The organism is Anianabacter salinae, from assembly GCF_019061145.1.
In the GTDB taxonomy this organism is placed as follows: domain Bacteria; phylum Pseudomonadota; class Alphaproteobacteria; order Rhodobacterales; family Rhodobacteraceae; genus Anianibacter; species Anianibacter salinarum.
Genome location: NZ_JAHQZS010000001.1, coordinates 674,966 through 690,834 on the forward strand (window position 1 = coordinate 674,966; position 15,869 = coordinate 690,834).

The window sequence follows — 15,869 nt, forward strand, 5'->3', positions numbered from 1 at the left end:
CTCAGCTGTCTCCCAGCGCGTCGGTGTAGCTTGGCAGGAAATCGGCCACGTCATAGCCATCGCCCGCGATGTAGCCGCCCGACGCTGTTTCCACCGCCGATGGCGCCGCGAACCCGATGAACACGCCCGCCACGCTGGCTGCGGCAAGCCCGGCGAGCGACGGCCAGCCGCCCAGCCCGCCGACGATCTGCGCCAGCCAGCCCGGCCGAGCCGGGGCCGGTGCGGTGCGGTCCGCAAGAACCGCGTCTGCATCCGCTGCCACCCGCGCCAACAACGCTGCGGACGCTTGCGGAGCTTGCGCGCGGGCCGCGCCGAACAGCGTGTCCAGCTCGGTGTCGTCCAGGTTCCTCGGGTCAGTCATCGTCATACCCCAACTCTGCGCGCCGTCCGGCCAAAGCCCTGGCCAGCGCCCGTTTGCCCCGGGCGGTCAGACTTTCGACCGCCTCGACGCTGATGTCCATGATCTCGGCAATCTCGGGATTGCCAAGCTCGTCCAAGTGCCGCAGCACGACCGCCTCGCGCTGGCGGTCCGGCAAGTCCGCCAACGCCGCCTCGAGCGCTGAGGCGCGCGCCTGTTCCAGCAGGCCGTGCGCCGCTCCAGGGCGGCCGTCCTCGGGTTCCGCGATCGTGTCGAGCCCGACGCCGCGCCGTTTGCGCAGCCGGTCGGTGCACAGGTTCGACGTCACGCGATAGAGCCACGTCGTCACCTGCGCCTCGCCCTGCCGCCAGTCCGCCGCGATCCGCCACAGCCGCAGCATCGCCTCTTGCGCCACGTCTTCGGCTTCGGCCCGGTCGCCCAGCATCCGCACGGCAAAGCCCATCACCTTCGGCGTCAGGCGCAGCGTCAACGCCTCTGCCGACGCACGGTCGCCATTGGCGAATGCGATCAGCAGGGCCTCGTCCGGCACCTCCGAGAATGCGTCGAAAGGCATGGTCATGATCCGACTTGTCTATCATCCCTGTCGTTCGGGCAATCGGCGGCGCGCCTTTGCGGGGACAGGCGCGCCGCCTCATGGGTGGCGCCTTAGTTGCGGCCCCACCAGCCGCGCGGGCCGTGATCGCCGCCCTGGCGACCAGGGCCGCCGCGATGACGCTCTGCCACCTCCGCGACCTCGTCCTCGGTCAGGATGCCGTCGTCGTCGGCATCGAGGCGGTCGAACATCGACCCGCCGCGACGGCCTTCGCCCGCTGCGGCCATTTCCTCGGCGGACAAGAGGCCATCATCGTTGGAGTCCAGCCGCTCGACCATGCGCTCTGCGCGGTCCGCGATACGCTCGGCGCGCTGCGCCTCGGCGCGGGCGACAAGCTCTTCCGCCGACAGGTTGCCATCGCCGTTAGCATCGGCGGCCTCGAACCGCGCTTGCTGTCCTGCCGCGATCTCTTCCTCGGTGATCTGTCCGTCGCCGTTGGTATCGAAGCGCTCGAACAGGCGCATGGCGCGCGGGGCAGGGTCGCTGGCGGCATCGGTATCCTGCGCAGTTGCGGGCAGGCTGGCGCCGATGGCGGTTGCGGTAAGTGCGGCCAGAAGGGCAGCGGTGACAAAGCTCGATGGTTTCTTCATGATCTAGGTCTCCCAGGTTTCAGGAGCAGGGGGCGCGTTCTGCCCGCTGCATGATCCTTGAACGGGGCGGTGGCGGGGTTCCGTCGCGCGGTGCGTGAATTTTCCGGGCGATCTGCGCGACATCCCGCCGCAAGGACGAAACGCGCAGTGTTTGCGGGGCGTTGACCCCCTATGTTGGTCCCACCCTTCCCGAGGATGACGCACCATGTATGATTCCGGCTCCGCCACGCCGACCACCACCGAACGCGAGATGTGGCCTGCCCTGTTCCGGGGCTGGCGGCGGCGCTGTCCGAATTGCGGCACCGGCCCGATCCTCAAGGGGTATCTCAAGGTGCGCAGCGATTGCCCGGTCTGCGGCGAGGAACTGCATCACCACCGCGCCGACGATGGACCGGCCTACCTGACGATCCTGATCGTCGGGCATCTGATGGCACCCATCCTGCTGGTGACCTTCACCACCTTCCGCCCCGAGCCATTGGTACTGGCAAGCGTTTTCTCGGTTGGCTGCGTCGCGCTGTCACTCTACCTTCTGCCCAGATTGAAAGGGGCGCTCGTGGCCTTCCAATGGGCCAAGCGGATGCATGGGTTCGGGACGGACTGACACGGCGCCGCCACTGCGGGGCCACATGACCAAAGACCAGATCCGAGATGCGGCGACCCTGATCCTGGTGCGCGATCCCGATACGCGGCCGCATGTCCTGATGGGCCAGCGCGGGGCGCAGGCCGCCTTCATGCCGAACAAGTTCGTCTTTCCGGGCGGAGCGCTGGACGATGCGGACGCGGGCGTGCCGCTGGCCCGGCCGATGCCCGGGACCTGCCTGAAACGTGTCGCAGAAGAGTCCGAGCGTGATCTGTCCCATGCCCTGTCCGCGACGGCGATTCGCGAATTGTGGGAAGAGACGGGGCTGGTGCTGGGGTTGCCGGGCACGTGGGCCGGTGATCCACCCGCCGACTGGAGCGATTTCGCCGCGACGGGCCATCTGCCCAACGCCGCGCCGCTGCGGTTCGTGTTTCGCGCGATCACGCCGCCGGGCCGCCCCCGCCGGTTCGACGCGCGTTTTTTCCTGGCTGACGCGGCCCACATCGCGGGCGATCCTGACGATTTCTCGGCGGCTTCGGACGAGCTGTCGCATCTGCAATGGATCGCGCTGGCCGACGTGCGGCGGTTCGAATTGCCGTTCATCACCGAGGTCGTGCTGGCCGAGGTCGCCGCGCGCCTGCCCGATCTTGCCCCGCCCGAAACCGTGCCGTTTTTCCGCAACGACGAAGAGGAAAGCCTGTTCCTGCGGCTGGGGGCGGCGCCGCTCAGCGGGCGGCGGACGTGGTGAAGCCGTCCCGCAGGTCCGCGATCACGCGGCCCCAGCGGATGCCGGCCCAGACCCGTTCGTAAAGAATGTAAAGCGTGAAGCCGACGGCGGTGTTCACGACCGCGATGCCGCCGCCCGCCGCGACCGACCCGGTGGCAAGCCAGCCGACCAGCGACATGGTCGCAAGGCCGATGATATTCCAGACGATGGCTTTGACGATGGTGCGTCTGCGGGTTTCCATATCGAACCTCTTTTCGTTGGCAACACCGCAGCCCTATCGTGCCAGGGCACCCCGCGAGAATTCGGAATACAGTTAACCGAATCACGCAAGTCGTGATAAAATGCACCCATGCAGATAAAGTTCGACAAGCGTGATCGCGCGGACCTGTTTCGCACCAGGCTGGCGCAAGCGATGGCCACCCGCACCATGAGCCAGAGCGCGCTCGCCCGTGGCGTCGGCGCCGATCGCTCGACCATTTCGCAACTTCTGTCTTCGGACGGCCCGCGCCTGCCCAACGCGCAGATCGTCGCGGAATGCGCTTCTGCGCTGGGCGTGTCTGCCGACTGGCTGCTGGGCCTGACCGAGCGCCCCGAAAGCGCCGCCGACCTGATGGCGATCAACCTGTCGATCACCGAGGCCCCGCGCGCACTGGTCGATGAACAGATCTTCGCGTGGCACAAGGAGGCGGCGGGTTTCAAGATCAGGCACGTTCCCGCCGCGTTGCCCGACATGCTCAAGCTGCGCGAGGTGCTGGAATGGGAATACGAGCCGCACCTGGGGCGCACCAGCGCGCAGGCGATCCGTGCCTCAGAGGACCGTCTGGCGCTGCTGTTGAACCTGCATTCGGACTACGAGATCGCGGTCTCCCTGCACGAGATCGAGTGCTTTGCACGGGCGCATGGCTACTACAGCGATCTGCCGCGCGATCTGCGCGCGGCGCAGCTTGACCGGCTGATCGAGCTTTATGACCAGTTGTTTCCGACGCTGCGGCTGCACATCTTCGATGCCCGCCGCACCTATTCCTCGCCGATCACGGTGTTCGGGCCGCTGCTGGCGGTGTTCTATGTCGGGCGCTACTACATCGCCTTTCGCGACAGCGAACGGGTGCAGGCGTTCACGACCCATTTCGACGGTCTGGTGCGGCAGGCCGCCGTGCCCGACCGCGACATCATTCCCTATCTTCAGGGTCTGCGCGACGCGCTGTGACGTCAGTGCACGCGGTCCAGCACCTCGACCGACAACACGGTCGGCAGATGCCGCGCGATTTCCGACCAGTGCTCGCCCGCGTCCCGGCTGGCAAAGACCGAGCCGGAGTTGGTCCCGAAATACACCCCGGCCTCGGCCGCGCGGTCGGTCGCCATCGCCTGCCGCAGCACGGTGAAGAAACAGGTTTCCTGCGGCAGCCCGTCCGTCATCGGCTGCCAGCTGTCGCCGCCATCGCGCGACCGCCAGACGATGCAATTGGCGCCGGGCGGGTATCGCCCGGCCATCTCCATCAACGGCAGCACCCAGATTGTGCGGGGATCATGCGGATGCACCGCGATCGGAAAGCCGAATTTCGACGGCAAACCGTCCGAGATGTCGTGCCAACTGCGCCCGCCATCCTGCGAGCGAAAGACGCCGTGGTGGTTCTGCTGGTAGAGCAGATCGCCGGTCTCCCCGTCACCGCCCGCGCGCACGATGTTGTGGACACAGTGCCCGATTTCCTGCGCGTCGCCCCCGGCGGGATGCGCTGTGCAGGCCTCGCCCGCCGCCTCGTTGGAGCGGCGGTTGCGCCGGTCCCAGCTTTGCCCGCCATCCTCGGACGCAAAGATGCCCGCCGCCGAGATACCGAGCCACAGCTTGGACGGATCCTCTGGCGCCGAGACGATGCTGTGCAGCACAAGCCCGGCGCCGCCGGGGTTCCACGTCTCGCGCGAGGGGTGATCGGACAGCCCGCGCACCGGCGCCCAACTGGTCCCGTCATCGCGGCTTTCAAAAAGCGCGGCAGGCTTGGCGCCCGCATAGACGGTGCCGCCCGCGCGCCCCAGTGACCAGAACGTGTCGATCTCGCCGGTGTGCGGGGCAGGGGGCGCAGGCGTGAACCCCAGTTGCGCGGCCAGTTCGGGATTTGCGGCCGCGAAGGCATCGGACTGGCCGTTGGCAAGCTGCGACAGGGTCCAGGTTTCTCCGTTGTCGGCGCTGCGCCAGACGCCCGCGCCGTGCCACTCGCCGCCGCCCGCCGCCCAGATCGTGCCGGTGTCCGGATCACCGATGACATGGTTGATCGGCCAGCCGTCGCAATGCGGCCCGCTGACCGTGAAATTGCCGCGGTCCTGATCGCCGTGCAGCAGAAAAGCGCCCTTGGTGGTTCCTACAAGTACGGTGATCGTCATGGCATCCGCTCCCGCGACATCCATCTGTGGCGCGGACGCTAACATGATTCGGGCGTCTGGCAGCCCTAGAACGGCATCGGGTGCGTCTTGTGCGCCTCGGCGATGTCGGCCAGCACCTCGTCCGACAGAGTCAGGTCGGCGGCCCCCAGCGCAAGGTCCAGCTGCTCCATCGAGGTCGCGCCGAAGATCGACGAGACGACGAATGGCCGGGTCAGGGTAAAGGCCAGCGCCATCTGGTTGGCATCCAGCCCGTGCCGCGCCGCGACGGCGCGGTAGGCGTCGATCGCAGGCCAGACGCGCGGCGTGATCCGCCCGCCCAGATCGGGTGTGAGCGACCGGCGCGTGCCTTCGGGCGTGACATCGGGCGCGTATTTTCCCGACAACAACCCCACCGCCATCGGCGAGAACGGCAACAGGCCCACATCCTCGTTCACGCACATCTCTGCCATGTCGGTGTCGGCCAGCCGCGCCAGCAGGGAATATTCGTTCTGCACCGACACCACGCGCGGCAGGCCATGCTCCTCGGCCAGCCGCAGCCACATCATCGTGCCCCATGTGGTCTCGTTCGACAGGCCGAAATGCCGGACCTTCCCGGCCTTGACGAGGTCGTCCATCGCGCGCAGCACGTCGAGCATGTGCGCCTCGGTCTCGGCGCGGTCCTGCCCCGAAGGATCATAGGTCCAGGACTGCCGGAAGTGATAGCTGCCCCGGTTCGGCCAGTGCAGCTGGTAGAGGTCGATGTGGTCGGTGCGCAGCCGCTCCAGCGACTGGTCCACCGTCTGACGGATGGTGGCGCCGTCATAGCCGCGCCCCTCCCGCACGAAGCCGCCGTTCGTGCCCGACACCTTGGTGGCCAGCACGATGTCGCCGCGCCGCCCGGTGCGGGCCAGCCATGTGCCGATGATGCTTTCGGTATCGCCCACCGTTTCGGCGCTGACAGGGTTGGTGGGATACATCTCGGCGGTGTCGATGAAATTCACGCCCCGGTCCAGCGCGCGGTCGATCTGGGCGTGGCCCTCGGCCTCGGTGTTCTGGGTGCCCCAGGTCATCGAGCCGAGGCAAAGCTCCGACACCATCACATCGGTGCGTCCCAGGCGGTTCATCTTCATCGCGCGTCTCCATCGGTGTCTCGGTTGCGGCGTAACTTGCGCGGGAGGGGCGGAAGGGCAAGGGTGGACTTGAGAGCATTTAGCGAACATATATAATCGGCGCATGTCCACCGTTCCCCTCACCCGCGCCAGCCACCGTGAAGAAACACGCCCCATGCTCGAGGTGTCCGGCGAATTGCGGCTGGCGTTGGCGCGGGTGCACGAGGCGGCGGGTCCAGCCCGGCGCACCCTTGCGCTGATCGTCGCGGGCGCGCTGCGCGGCCCGGTGATCTGGATCGTGCCGGGCTGGCAGGCGGACCGTCTGTGCGGGGCGGCGATGACCCGGTTCTGTGATCCGGGCCGGCTGGTGATCTTCACCCCGCACCGCGCGGAGGACATGCTGTGGACGATGGAAGAGGCGCTGCGCTCTGGCGCCGCGCCGCTTGTGGTTGCCGACCTGCCGGAGCCGCCGGGCCTGACCCCGGTGCGCCGCCTGCACCTTGCCGCCGAGACCGGCAGCGGCGCGGGCGGCGTGCGGCCGCTCGGCCTGATCCTAACGCCGGACAGGGGCGGCGCGCAGGGGATCGAGACCCGCTGGCATCTGCTCGAAGCACATGAGCCGCATCAGGACGCCTGGACCCTGACCCGCCTGCGCGCCCGTGCCGAGCCACCGAAGCACTGGACGGTGGTGCCGGGCCCGAACGGGATCGCGCTGGCGGAGGGGGAACGCCCCGGCGCGGGCATCGAGCCCGCTTGGGGCGTGCGAGACGTTCCCTCTCGCGCTCTCCCGAGTATTTCGTGACCAAAGATGGAGTGGGCGCGCGCGCCTCATCTTTGGTCTTCAAATACTCAACTTGCGACGCGGGACGGCTCGCGCTCCGCCGGGGGGTCAGCCGCCGGTGTGGCTCATGTGGCGCGAGACCTGGCCGTCGGCGCGCTGGCGGGAATAGTCAAAGTCATGACCCTTGGGCTTGCGGAAGATTGCCTGCCGGATCGCCTGTTCCAGCGGCGCGTTGTCGCCCGGGTGGTTGCGCAGCGGCGCGCGCAGGTCGGCGTTGTCCTCTTGCCCGAGGCACATGAACAACTCGCCGGTGCAGGTGACGCGGACCCGGTTGCAGCTTTCGCAGAAGTTATGGGTCAGCGGCGTGATGAAGCCGATCTTCTGCCCCGTCTCTTCGATGCGGACATAACGGGCGGGGCCGCCTGTGCGTTCGGGCAAATCGGTGAGGGTATAGCGCGCGGCGAGGTCGGCGCGCAGATCGCTCAGCGCCCAGTACTGGCCGATGCGGTCCTCGTTGCCGAGATCGCCCATCGGCATCACCTCGATGAAGGTCAGGTCGATGTCGCGGGACGCGCACCATTCGGCCAGCGTGAACAATTCGTCCTCGTTGAAGCCCTTGAGCGCGACGGCGTTGATCTTGACGCGCAGTCCCGCCGCTTGCGCCGCGTCAATGCCGCGCAGAACCTGCGGCAGGCGGCCCCAACGGGTGACGCGGGCGAACTTGTCCTCGTCCAGCGTGTCGAGCGAGACGTTCACGCGGCGCACGCCTGCCGCGTAGAGGTCTGCCGCGAAGCGTTCGAGTTGCGAGCCGTTGGTGGTGATCGTCAGCTCTTTCAGCGCGCCTGTCTCGAGGTGGCGCGACATCGACCGGAAGAAGGTGAGGATGTCGCGGCGCACCAGCGGCTCGCCGCCGGTGATGCGCAGCTTCTCGACGCCAAGGCCGACGAAGGTCGAGCACAGCCGGTCCAGTTCCTCGAGCGACAGCAGGTCCTTCTTGGGCAGGAAGGTCATGTTTTCCGACATGCAGTAGACGCAGCGAAAGTCGCAGCGGTCGGTGACCGAGACGCGAAGGTAGGTGATCGGGCGCTGGAACGGGTCGATGAGCTGCACTGTCATGAAGGGAATGTATGGGGTCGCGGAAATCCCCGCAAGGCGCGTCCTGTCGTTGATCACGGGCGCGAATGGTCGTAGCGTCGCGAACATGAAACATGTCCTGTTCGTCGCCCTCGCTTGCCTTGTGATCTCGGGATGCAGCCGCATCGGCGGGATGTTCGACCGCGATGATCCGGCGCCCGCGCCCGTTGCGGCGCCGGTGCCGGCCCCGGTTGACCCTGTGGCAGAACCGGGGACCGCTGAGACTGCGGAGGGCGCAGATGCCGTCGCCGCGGCGCCCGCGCCAGCGGCGAACGGGCTTCTGGGCACCACTGTCGCCTCGCTTGGCAATCCTGCGGACAGCGGGCTTTGGATGTCCACGCCGCTTGTGGCGCAGGTCCAGCCCGGGCGGATCACCTATCCGGCCAGCGGCGTCACCGTCGCGGTGGAACTGCGCCCCTCGGGCGGGGCCGCCGGATCGGGCAGCCAGGTGTCGCTGCAGGCGCTTCAGGCGCTGAAGGCGCCGATCACCGGCTTGCCGCAGCTTGAGGTCTACGCGCCCTGACCCAGCCGCGGGCGATCCTTCCAGGCGGCGCAAGCATCGAGGAGATCGACGCCGCGTTTCGCTGGCCTGTCCCCGACCGCTACAACATTGCCGAGCGCTGCTGCGACAGCTGGGCCGCCGCCGATCCGGGACGCACCGCGATCATTCATGTGACTGAGGACGGCGCGCGCGATGTCTGGAGCTACGGGCGGCTCAAGGACGCATCGGACGGGCTGGCGGCGTCGCTGCGCGCGCGCGGCGTGGTGCGGGGTGACAGGGTGGCCGTGCTGCTGGCGCAATGCCCCGAGGTGATGGTCGTGCACATGGCGGTCTACAAGCTGGGCGCGGTGATCCTGCCGCTGTTCACGCTCTTTGGCGAGGATGCGCTGCGCTACCGGCTGGAGGACAGCGGCGCGGTGGCGGTCGTCACCGATGCGCCGAACTTGCCCAAGGTCATGGACCTGCGCGCGGGCCTGCCTGCCTTGCGCGAGGTGTATTCGCTCGATCCCGCCGCCGCGCCGGTGCGCCACGTCGAGGCAGAAGTCGCGGCGGCGAGGGGCTTCATACCCGTGGACACGGCCGCAGAGGACCCGGCGGTGCTGATCTACACCTCTGGCACCACCGGCGATCCCAAGGGCGTGCTGCACGCTCACCGCTTCCTGATCGGGCACCTGCCGTCGCTGGAAACGACGCACCCTGGCTTTGGCGCGCCGGGTGATATTGGCTGGACGCCCGCCGACTGGGCCTGGATCGGCGGGCTGATGGATATGGCGATGACGTCGCTTTACTACGGCGTGCCGCTGGTCAGCCAGCGGATGCGCAAGTTCGATCCCGGTGCCGCATTTCGCCTGATCCGGGACGAGGGCATCACCCGGCTGTTCCTGCCGCCGACCGCGCTCAAGCTGATGCGGCAGGCCGATGTGCCACGGGGGCTGGGGGTGCGGTCGATCACCTCGGGCGGGGAAAGCCTTGGGGCCGATATCCTCAATTGGGGTGTCGAGGCGCTGGGCGCGCCGATCAACGAGATCTATGGCCAGACCGAATGCAACATCTGTGTGGGCACGGCGCAGGGGTTGATGGAGGTGCGCCCCGGCGCGATGGGCAAGGCAACGCCGGGGCACCGGATCGTTATCCTGGACAGCGACGGGCAAGAGGCGCCGCGCGGTGAAGTCGGCGAGATCGCGGTGGCGCGCCCCGATCCGATCATGTTCCTCCGCTACTGGAACAAGCCCGACAAGACGGCCGAGAAGTTCACCGGCGACTGGATGCGCACCGGCGATCTGGGGGTGATGGATGCGGACGGTTACATCACCTACGTCTCGCGCGATGACGATGTCATCACATCAGCGGGCTACCGGATCGGGCCCACGGAAATCGAGAACTGCCTGTGCGGGCATCCCGATGTCGTGATGGCCGCCTGCATCGGCGTGCCCGACCCGGTGCGCACCGAGATCGTCAAGGCGGTCGTCGTGCTGCGCGAGGGCGCGGTGTGGGACGGCCTGCCCGAGGCGCTGATCGAGCGGGTGAGGGCCCGCGTCAGCCCGCATGTCGCGCCGCGCATCGTGGAACGGGCGGACAGCCTGCCGATGACCGCGACGGGCAAGATCATGCGCCGCGCGCTGCGCGACGACGCGTCAGGCGGATAGAGGAAAGCCGTCCTCGGCCACCAGCCCGATGCGGCTGGGCGACAGCACATCGACTGTGGGGCAGGGAAACGTCTGCCCGATCTGGGCGATGTTCGGAAAGCCGACGCAAGCGACACCTGCGGCGATGGCGCCCTGCGCGCCGTCCGGCGTATCCTCGACCGCCAGAACCTCGGAAGCACCAAGACCAAGGCGGGCGAGCGCCGCAAGGTAGACGTCCGGCGCGGGCTTTTGTGCCTGTGCCGTATCGCTGTGGCCGACATAGGCGAAATCGGCCATGGCCACGCGCGGGGTGGTGGCGTCAAGCAGGGCCTCGATCTCGGCGATATCCTCGGAACTGGTGAACGCCAGCCGCAGGCCGAGCTTGCGCGCGGCGATCAGGCTGTCGGCAAGGCCGGGCCGCAGCCGCACCGGCGCGCGGGCCAGCATCTGTCGAAAGATCCGTGACTTGCGCTCTGCCACCGCGCTTGCATCGATGCGCTGCCCGGTGGTGCGCGCATGCGCCTCGATGCGGGCGACCGAGTCGGGATGGGCCTGCACGAGACGGGTGAACGCCTTGGCCTCCCACGTCCAGTCGAGACCGGTTTCCTTGAAGGCGGCATTGTAGGCGTGCCGCTGCATGTTCGATGTCTCGCAGAGCACTCCGATGGAGCCGATGAGAAGAGCCTTGATCGCCATGTCACTCCGTCACGTTTGAGCGTCAATCACCGGGGGCGAGGTTCGGTTCCATCGCTGGAAGATGTCGTGCTGCCTCGCGCCGGGCAAAGGGCTTCATCCGGGCTCCGTAGACGTCCAGGAACGTGCGGGTGCGTCCCTCGTCGTGCTTGGACAGATCGCGCAGCCACCACGCCACGGACTTCTGGATGAACCAGTCGGGATCATCGACATATCCCGCCGCCCAGCCGAGCACCCGGTCACGGATCGCCAGATCCTCGGGCTTGGGGTGGTTCTGCTTGGTCCAGGGCAGGGTCATCACCAGCGCGGCGCGGCGGGTCCACATGAGATCGGACCGGGTCCAGCCCTCGACCTCATCCATCCGCGACGGGTCCGCGACCAGCCGTTTCTGCCCCGCGATGGCAACGTGATCGGCGATGGCCCAGGCATCGAACTGCGGCACCCAGGAGAGGATCAGGCGCCAGGCGCCGTCGTCGGGGCGCAGCCGCGCCTGCACCAGCAGCTTGGCGGCGGCGATGCGCGCCTCGTGGATGTCGGTGCGCCACAGCGCGTCCGCCAGCGCCACGCGGTCCTCGACCGTCAGCGCGCCGCGCCAGTCCTTGACCTGCGCGTCGATCGCCGGGTTCGGCACGCCAAGATAGCGGCGCTGCACCTTGTGATAGGCCGCCATCTCGGCGGCCTTCTGCGGGTCTTCCTGCGCGATCAGCGCCGAAAGCGCCGTATCCCCGGTCATTCCACCGTAACGGATTTTGCAAGGTTGCGCGGCTGATCCACGTCCGTGCCCTTGGCGACGGCGGTGTGATACGCGATCATCTGCGCGGGCAGGGCATAAAGGATTGGCGCAAGGAACGGGTCGATGTCGGGCATCGTCACCGTCTTCCAGGTGCCTTCGCCCGCCTGTTCGGCCCCAAGCGCGTCCGTCACCAACAGCACCTTGCCCTGCCGCGCCATCACCTCCTGCATGTTCGACACAGTCTTGTCGAACAGCGCATCGCGCGGTGCAAAGACGATCACCGGCACATCGCGGTCGATCAAGGCAATCGGCCCGTGCTTCAACTCGCCCGAGGCATAGCCTTCGGCGTGGATATAGCTGATTTCCTTCAGCTTCAGCGCGCCTTCCAAGGCGATGGGATAAAGCGGCCCGCGCCCCAGGAACAAGACGTCGCGCGCCTCGGCCAAGCGGCGCGAGATGTCCGCGATCTCGGTCCCCCGATCCAGTGCCTGGTTCAGCATCCCCGGCAGCGCGCGCACCGCCGCAAGCCGTGTGGCAAGTTCGCCGTCGCTCAGCCGTCCGCGATCCGACGCCGCCTTGAGCGCCATCAGCGCCAGAACCGTCAATTGGCAGGTGAATGCCTTGGTCGAAGCGACGCCGATCTCGACCCCCGCAAGGATCGGCAGCGCCAGCGCGCTTTCGCGTGCGATCGAGCTTTCGGCGACGTTGACCACCGACAGGACCGTGTCGGCCTTGCCGGTGCAGTAGCGCAGCGCTGCCAGCGTGTCGGCGGTCTCGCCCGACTGGCTGACGAACACCGCCACAGTGCCCTTGGTCACCGGCGGCTCGCGGTAGCGGTATTCCGAGGCGACATCGACCTCGACCGGCAGGCCCGCGAGTTGCTCGAACCAGTATTTCGCCGTCAGGCAGGCATAGAACGCCGTGCCGCAGGCGACCATGACCATGCGGTCGACCTTGGCGAAATCGGGCAGGGCTGCGGGCATGTTCAGGCTCTTGCCGTCGCTCGACAGGTAGTTCTGCAGCGCCTCGGCGATCACCGTCGGCTGCTCGGCGATTTCCTTGGCCATGAAGTGACGATGCCCGCCCTTCTCGATCCGGCTGGTGTCGATCTGGACGATCCGCATCTCGCGGTTGGCGCGGCGGCCCTGGCTGTCCATGATCTCGACCGAGTTCCGGGTCAGGACCGCCCAGTCGCCTTCGTTGAGATAGGTGATCCGGTCGGTCAGCGGCGCCAGCGCGATGGCGTCCGAGCCGACGAAGACCTCGCCCTCGCCATGCCCGATGGCCAGCGGCGAGCCCTTGCGGGCGCAGATCAGCAGATCGTCCTGGCCGTCGAACAGAAAGCACAAGGCGAATGCCCCGTGCAGGCGCGCGATGGTCTGCTCTGCCGCGTCGCGCGGCGACAGGCCCTGGTCGAGGAACGTCTCGGCGAGCACGGCGATGGTCTCGGTGTCGGTCTCGGTGAAGAACTCCTTGCCCTTCGCCGCCAGATCGGCGCGCAATTCGCGGAAATTCTCGATGATGCCATTGTGGACAACCGCGACCGGCCCCGACTTGTGCGGATGCGCGTTGGACACCGTGGGCGCGCCGTGGGTGGCCCAGCGGGTGTGGCCGATCCCGGCCTTGCCCGGCAGCGGGTCATGCACCAGAAGGTCCGACAGGTTCACCAGCTTGCCCACCGCGCGGCGACGGTCGAGCTGTCGCGCGGCGTTCACCGTGGCGATCCCCGCGCTGTCGTAGCCGCGGTATTCAAGCCGCCCCAGCGCCTCGACGATCATCGGCGACACTTCGTGATGCCCCAGAACCCCAACGATCCCGCACATGGTCTATCCCTTTTTCTTCGCGTCTTTTTCAGCGCGGAGCCTATCAAAAAGCTTCCTCGCAAGTCCCGGCTTGTTCACCTGCCGCGCCCGGCCAAGCGCCAATCCGCCGACCGGCACATCCTCGGTGATGACCGACCCCGAAGCCGTCATCGCGTCGTCGCCGATGGTGACGGGGGCAACCAGCATGGTGTCGGACCCGATGAACACCCCGCGCCCGATGGTGGTGCGGTGCTTGAACACGCCGTCGTAGTTGCAGGTGACGGTCCCTGCGCCGATGTTGCTGCGCTCGCCCACGGTGGCGTCGCCGATGTAGGACAAATGGTTCACCTTGGCCCCTTCGCCGATCTCGGAGGCCTTCACCTCGACGAAATTGCCGATGCGCGCGTCGTTGCCGATCTCGGCGCCGGGGCGTAGCCGGGCATAGGGGCCGATCACCGCGCCCGACGAGACGTGGCAGCCTTCAAGATGGCTGAAGGCGCGGATGCGCGCGCCGGTCTCGACGGTGACGCCGGGGCCGAAGACGATGTTCTGTTCGACCACCACGTCGCGGCCGACATGGGTGTCCTGGGCAAAGAACACGGTCTCGGGGGCCAGCATCGTGACGCCGTTGTCCAGCGCCTCGGCGCGGGCGCGCGCCTGGAACACCGCTTCGGCCTCGACCAGCTTGGCGCGGGTGTCGATGCCCATGGTCTCGGACGGATCGCAGGTCACAACCGTAGCGGTCAGCCCGCGCGCGTTCGCGATCTGGACGATGTCGGTCAGGTAATACTCGCCGCTGGCGTTGTCGTTGCCGACGGCATCCACCAGATTGAACAGCGTCTGCGCATCCGCCGCCACCACGCCCGAGTTGCAAAGACCGATGGCACGCTCGGCCTCGGTCGCGTCCTTGAACTCGACGATCCGGGCCAGCCGGTCGCCGTCCATCACCAGCCGCCCATAGCGCGCGGGATCATCCGGCTGAAATCCCAGCACCACCACCGCATGGCCCGCCGCACGCGCCGCCAGCATCCTCTCCAGCGTTTCGGGCCGGATGAACGGCGTGTCGCCGTAGAGCACGATTGCATCGCCGTCGAAGCCGTCCAGCGACGCGCGCGCCTGCGCGACGGCGTGGGCGGTGCCAAGCTGCTCGGCCTGCAGGGCAAACGTGGCCTCGATCCCCAGCGCACCAGCAGAGGCCTGAACCGCATCGGCGCCATGTCCGACGATCAGCACGATCCGCTCTGGCTCCAGGTCACGGGCCGAGGCGACGGCATGGGCATAAAGCGGCGCCTGACCGACCTCGTGCAGCACCTTCGGCAGGTCCGACTCCATGCGGGTGCCTTTGCCGGCGGCAAGGACGATAAGGGCGGTCGGCATGGCAGGCTCTCCTTGCGGCGTCCGCGCGCGGTATTGCCGATTGCCCGCCCCTCTGCAAGGGTCGCGCCCGGAGCGGGACGGAGGGATGTCATGCGCACGGTGGTCTTCGATCTCGACGGAACGCTCGCCGATACCAGCGCCGATCTCATCGCGGCCGCCAATTCGTGCTTCATCGCGCTGGGACATGCCGCGCCTCTCGATCCGCTGGCCGATGCATCGACCGCCTTTCGCGGCGGACGCGCGATGCTGCGGCTGGGGTTCGAGCGGCTGCACGGCGCGGCGGATGACGCGCGGATCGACGCCCAATACGCGCCTTTCCTGGCCGCCTACGAGGATGGCATCGACCGCGAGACGCGCCTGTATCCCGATGCCATGGAAACGGTCACTGCCCTGCGCGCCGCTGGGTATGTCACGACGATCTGCACCAACAAGCCCGCCGCCCTGGCCGAAACTCTGATGACCCGCCTTGGCGCACGGCACCTGTTCGACATGCTGATCGGCGCCGATACCCTGCCGGTGCGCAAGCCCGATCCCGCCCCCTACCGCGCCGCCGTCGAGGGGGCAGGCGGCCTGCTGACCACCTCGCTGCTGGTCGGCGACACCGAGACTGACCGCCTGACCGCCCGCGCCGCTGGTGTGCCTTGCATCCTCGTCACCTTCGGCCCCGAGGGCGAGGGCATCCGCCGCCTGGACGCGGATGGCTATTTCGCGGGATACGGCGCGCTCCCTGCCGAAATCACCCGCCTGATCGGATGAAGCCCCAGTTCATCTTTGGTCCACAAATACCTCCGGGGGAGTCGCCATTGTCGCGCCATTGGTCCGAGAGACAATGGCGACGGGGCAGAGCCCCCCAGCCACCGCTGCCACCCTCATCCCGGTTGACGACAGCC

At 67.8% G+C, this 15,869-nt stretch carries 18 protein-coding genes; 7 read left to right on the plus strand and 11 right to left on the minus strand.

Features of this window, described 5'->3' with window-relative positions; all coding sequences use genetic code 11:
• Position 1: 1 nt before the first annotated feature.
• The 3 genes from KTJ87_RS03290 to KTJ87_RS03300 all read right to left on the minus strand — a co-directional run bounded on the left by KTJ87_RS03290 (position 2) and on the right by KTJ87_RS03300 (position 1,561).
• Positions 2–361 carry a dihydroorotate dehydrogenase gene (locus KTJ87_RS03290; protein WP_267137634.1) on the minus strand — a complete coding sequence of 120 codons (360 nt, stop codon included), beginning with the start codon at positions 359–361 and terminating at the stop codon, positions 2–4.
• A complete protein-coding gene (locus tag KTJ87_RS03295) occupies positions 354–938 on the minus strand; it encodes an RNA polymerase sigma factor (RefSeq protein ID WP_267137635.1) in 585 nt (194 codons plus the stop codon). Before KTJ87_RS03295 ends, KTJ87_RS03290 begins: the two co-directional genes overlap by 8 nt.
• A gap of 86 nt (positions 939–1,024) precedes the next feature.
• Positions 1,025–1,561 (minus strand): EF-hand domain-containing protein, encoded by a 537-nt coding sequence (locus tag KTJ87_RS03300; protein WP_267137636.1) that lies wholly within the window; start codon positions 1,559–1,561, stop codon positions 1,025–1,027.
• 205 nt (positions 1,562–1,766) lie between these two features.
• On the opposite strand from KTJ87_RS03300, the gene KTJ87_RS03305 reads away from it, so the two are divergent.
• Both KTJ87_RS03305 and KTJ87_RS03310 read left to right on the plus strand, forming a co-directional pair.
• Positions 1,767–2,162: a DUF983 domain-containing protein gene (locus KTJ87_RS03305; RefSeq protein WP_267137637.1), complete on the plus strand. Its 396-nt coding sequence runs from the start codon at positions 1,767–1,769 to the stop codon at positions 2,160–2,162.
• A 25-nt stretch (positions 2,163–2,187) separates the two neighbouring features.
• Positions 2,188–2,889: an NUDIX hydrolase gene (locus tag KTJ87_RS03310; protein ID WP_267137638.1), complete on the plus strand. Its 702-nt coding sequence runs from the start codon at positions 2,188–2,190 to the stop codon at positions 2,887–2,889.
• Here the strand turns inward: KTJ87_RS03310 and KTJ87_RS03315 are convergent.
• Positions 2,867–3,109 (minus strand): DUF2061 domain-containing protein, encoded by a 243-nt coding sequence (locus KTJ87_RS03315; RefSeq protein ID WP_267137639.1) that lies wholly within the window; start codon positions 3,107–3,109, stop codon positions 2,867–2,869. The genes KTJ87_RS03310 and KTJ87_RS03315 overlap by 23 nt on opposite strands.
• 108 nt (positions 3,110–3,217) lie before the next feature.
• Here KTJ87_RS03315 and KTJ87_RS03320 point away from each other — a divergent pair, with 108 nt between their 5' ends.
• The gene (locus KTJ87_RS03320; RefSeq protein ID WP_267137640.1) at positions 3,218–4,075 is read left to right on the plus strand and encodes a helix-turn-helix domain-containing protein; all 858 of its coding nucleotides are present in this window, start codon (positions 3,218–3,220) and stop codon (positions 4,073–4,075) included.
• 2 nt (positions 4,076–4,077) lie between these two features.
• Here KTJ87_RS03320 and KTJ87_RS03325 read toward each other — a convergent pair whose 3' ends face one another.
• Both KTJ87_RS03325 and KTJ87_RS03330 read right to left on the minus strand, forming a co-directional pair.
• Positions 4,078–5,244, minus strand: coding sequence for a WD40/YVTN/BNR-like repeat-containing protein (locus KTJ87_RS03325; protein ID WP_267137641.1), 1,167 nt, complete (start codon positions 5,242–5,244; stop codon positions 4,078–4,080).
• Positions 5,245–5,309: 65 nt separating this feature from the next.
• A complete protein-coding gene (locus tag KTJ87_RS03330; RefSeq protein WP_267137642.1) occupies positions 5,310–6,353 on the minus strand; it encodes an aldo/keto reductase in 1,044 nt (347 codons plus the stop codon).
• A gap of 103 nt (positions 6,354–6,456) precedes the next feature.
• Between KTJ87_RS03330 and KTJ87_RS03335 the strand changes: the two genes are divergently transcribed.
• A complete protein-coding gene (locus KTJ87_RS03335; protein ID WP_267137643.1) occupies positions 6,457–7,134 on the plus strand; it encodes an ImuA family protein in 678 nt (225 codons plus the stop codon).
• An 87-nt stretch (positions 7,135–7,221) separates the two neighbouring features.
• Here the strand turns inward: KTJ87_RS03335 and moaA are convergent, their stop codons facing one another.
• Positions 7,222–8,229, minus strand: coding sequence for a GTP 3',8-cyclase MoaA (moaA, locus tag KTJ87_RS03340; RefSeq protein ID WP_267137927.1), 1,008 nt, complete (start codon positions 8,227–8,229; stop codon positions 7,222–7,224).
• An 85-nt stretch (positions 8,230–8,314) separates the two neighbouring features.
• Here moaA and KTJ87_RS03345 point away from each other — a divergent pair, with 85 nt between their 5' ends.
• Together KTJ87_RS03345 and KTJ87_RS03350 are read left to right on the plus strand one after the other, a co-directional pair.
• Positions 8,315–8,770 (plus strand): D-galactarate dehydratase, encoded by a 456-nt coding sequence (locus tag KTJ87_RS03345; RefSeq protein WP_267137644.1) that lies wholly within the window; start codon positions 8,315–8,317, stop codon positions 8,768–8,770.
• 149 nt (positions 8,771–8,919) lie between these two features.
• Positions 8,920–10,395 (plus strand): AMP-binding protein, encoded by a 1,476-nt coding sequence (locus KTJ87_RS03350; protein WP_407650457.1) that lies wholly within the window; start codon positions 8,920–8,922, stop codon positions 10,393–10,395.
• Here the strand turns inward: KTJ87_RS03350 and KTJ87_RS03355 are convergent.
• The 4 genes from KTJ87_RS03355 to glmU are packed head-to-tail and all read right to left on the minus strand — an operon-like array spanning position 10,384 to position 14,979.
• Positions 10,384–11,070, minus strand: a complete 687-nt coding sequence (locus KTJ87_RS03355) for an HAD family hydrolase (protein ID WP_267137645.1) — start codon at positions 11,068–11,070, stop codon at positions 10,384–10,386. The genes KTJ87_RS03350 and KTJ87_RS03355 overlap by 12 nt on opposite strands.
• Positions 11,071–11,092: 22 nt before the next feature.
• Positions 11,093–11,800 (minus strand): DNA alkylation repair protein, encoded by a 708-nt coding sequence (locus tag KTJ87_RS03360; RefSeq protein WP_267137646.1) that lies wholly within the window; start codon positions 11,798–11,800, stop codon positions 11,093–11,095.
• Positions 11,797–13,623, minus strand: coding sequence for a glutamine--fructose-6-phosphate transaminase (isomerizing) (gene glmS / locus KTJ87_RS03365; protein ID WP_267137647.1), 1,827 nt, complete (start codon positions 13,621–13,623; stop codon positions 11,797–11,799). The genes KTJ87_RS03360 and glmS overlap by 4 nt, the downstream gene beginning before the upstream one ends.
• Positions 13,624–13,626: 3 nt before the next feature.
• Positions 13,627–14,979, minus strand: coding sequence for a bifunctional UDP-N-acetylglucosamine diphosphorylase/glucosamine-1-phosphate N-acetyltransferase GlmU (gene glmU, locus KTJ87_RS03370; RefSeq protein WP_267137648.1), 1,353 nt, complete (start codon positions 14,977–14,979; stop codon positions 13,627–13,629).
• 90 nt (positions 14,980–15,069) lie between these two features.
• Between glmU and KTJ87_RS03375 the strand changes: the two genes are divergently transcribed.
• On the plus strand, positions 15,070–15,735 hold the full coding sequence (locus KTJ87_RS03375) for an HAD-IA family hydrolase (RefSeq protein WP_267137649.1): 666 nt from the start codon (positions 15,070–15,072) through the stop codon (positions 15,733–15,735).
• The last annotated feature ends 134 nt before the right edge of the window (positions 15,736–15,869 follow it).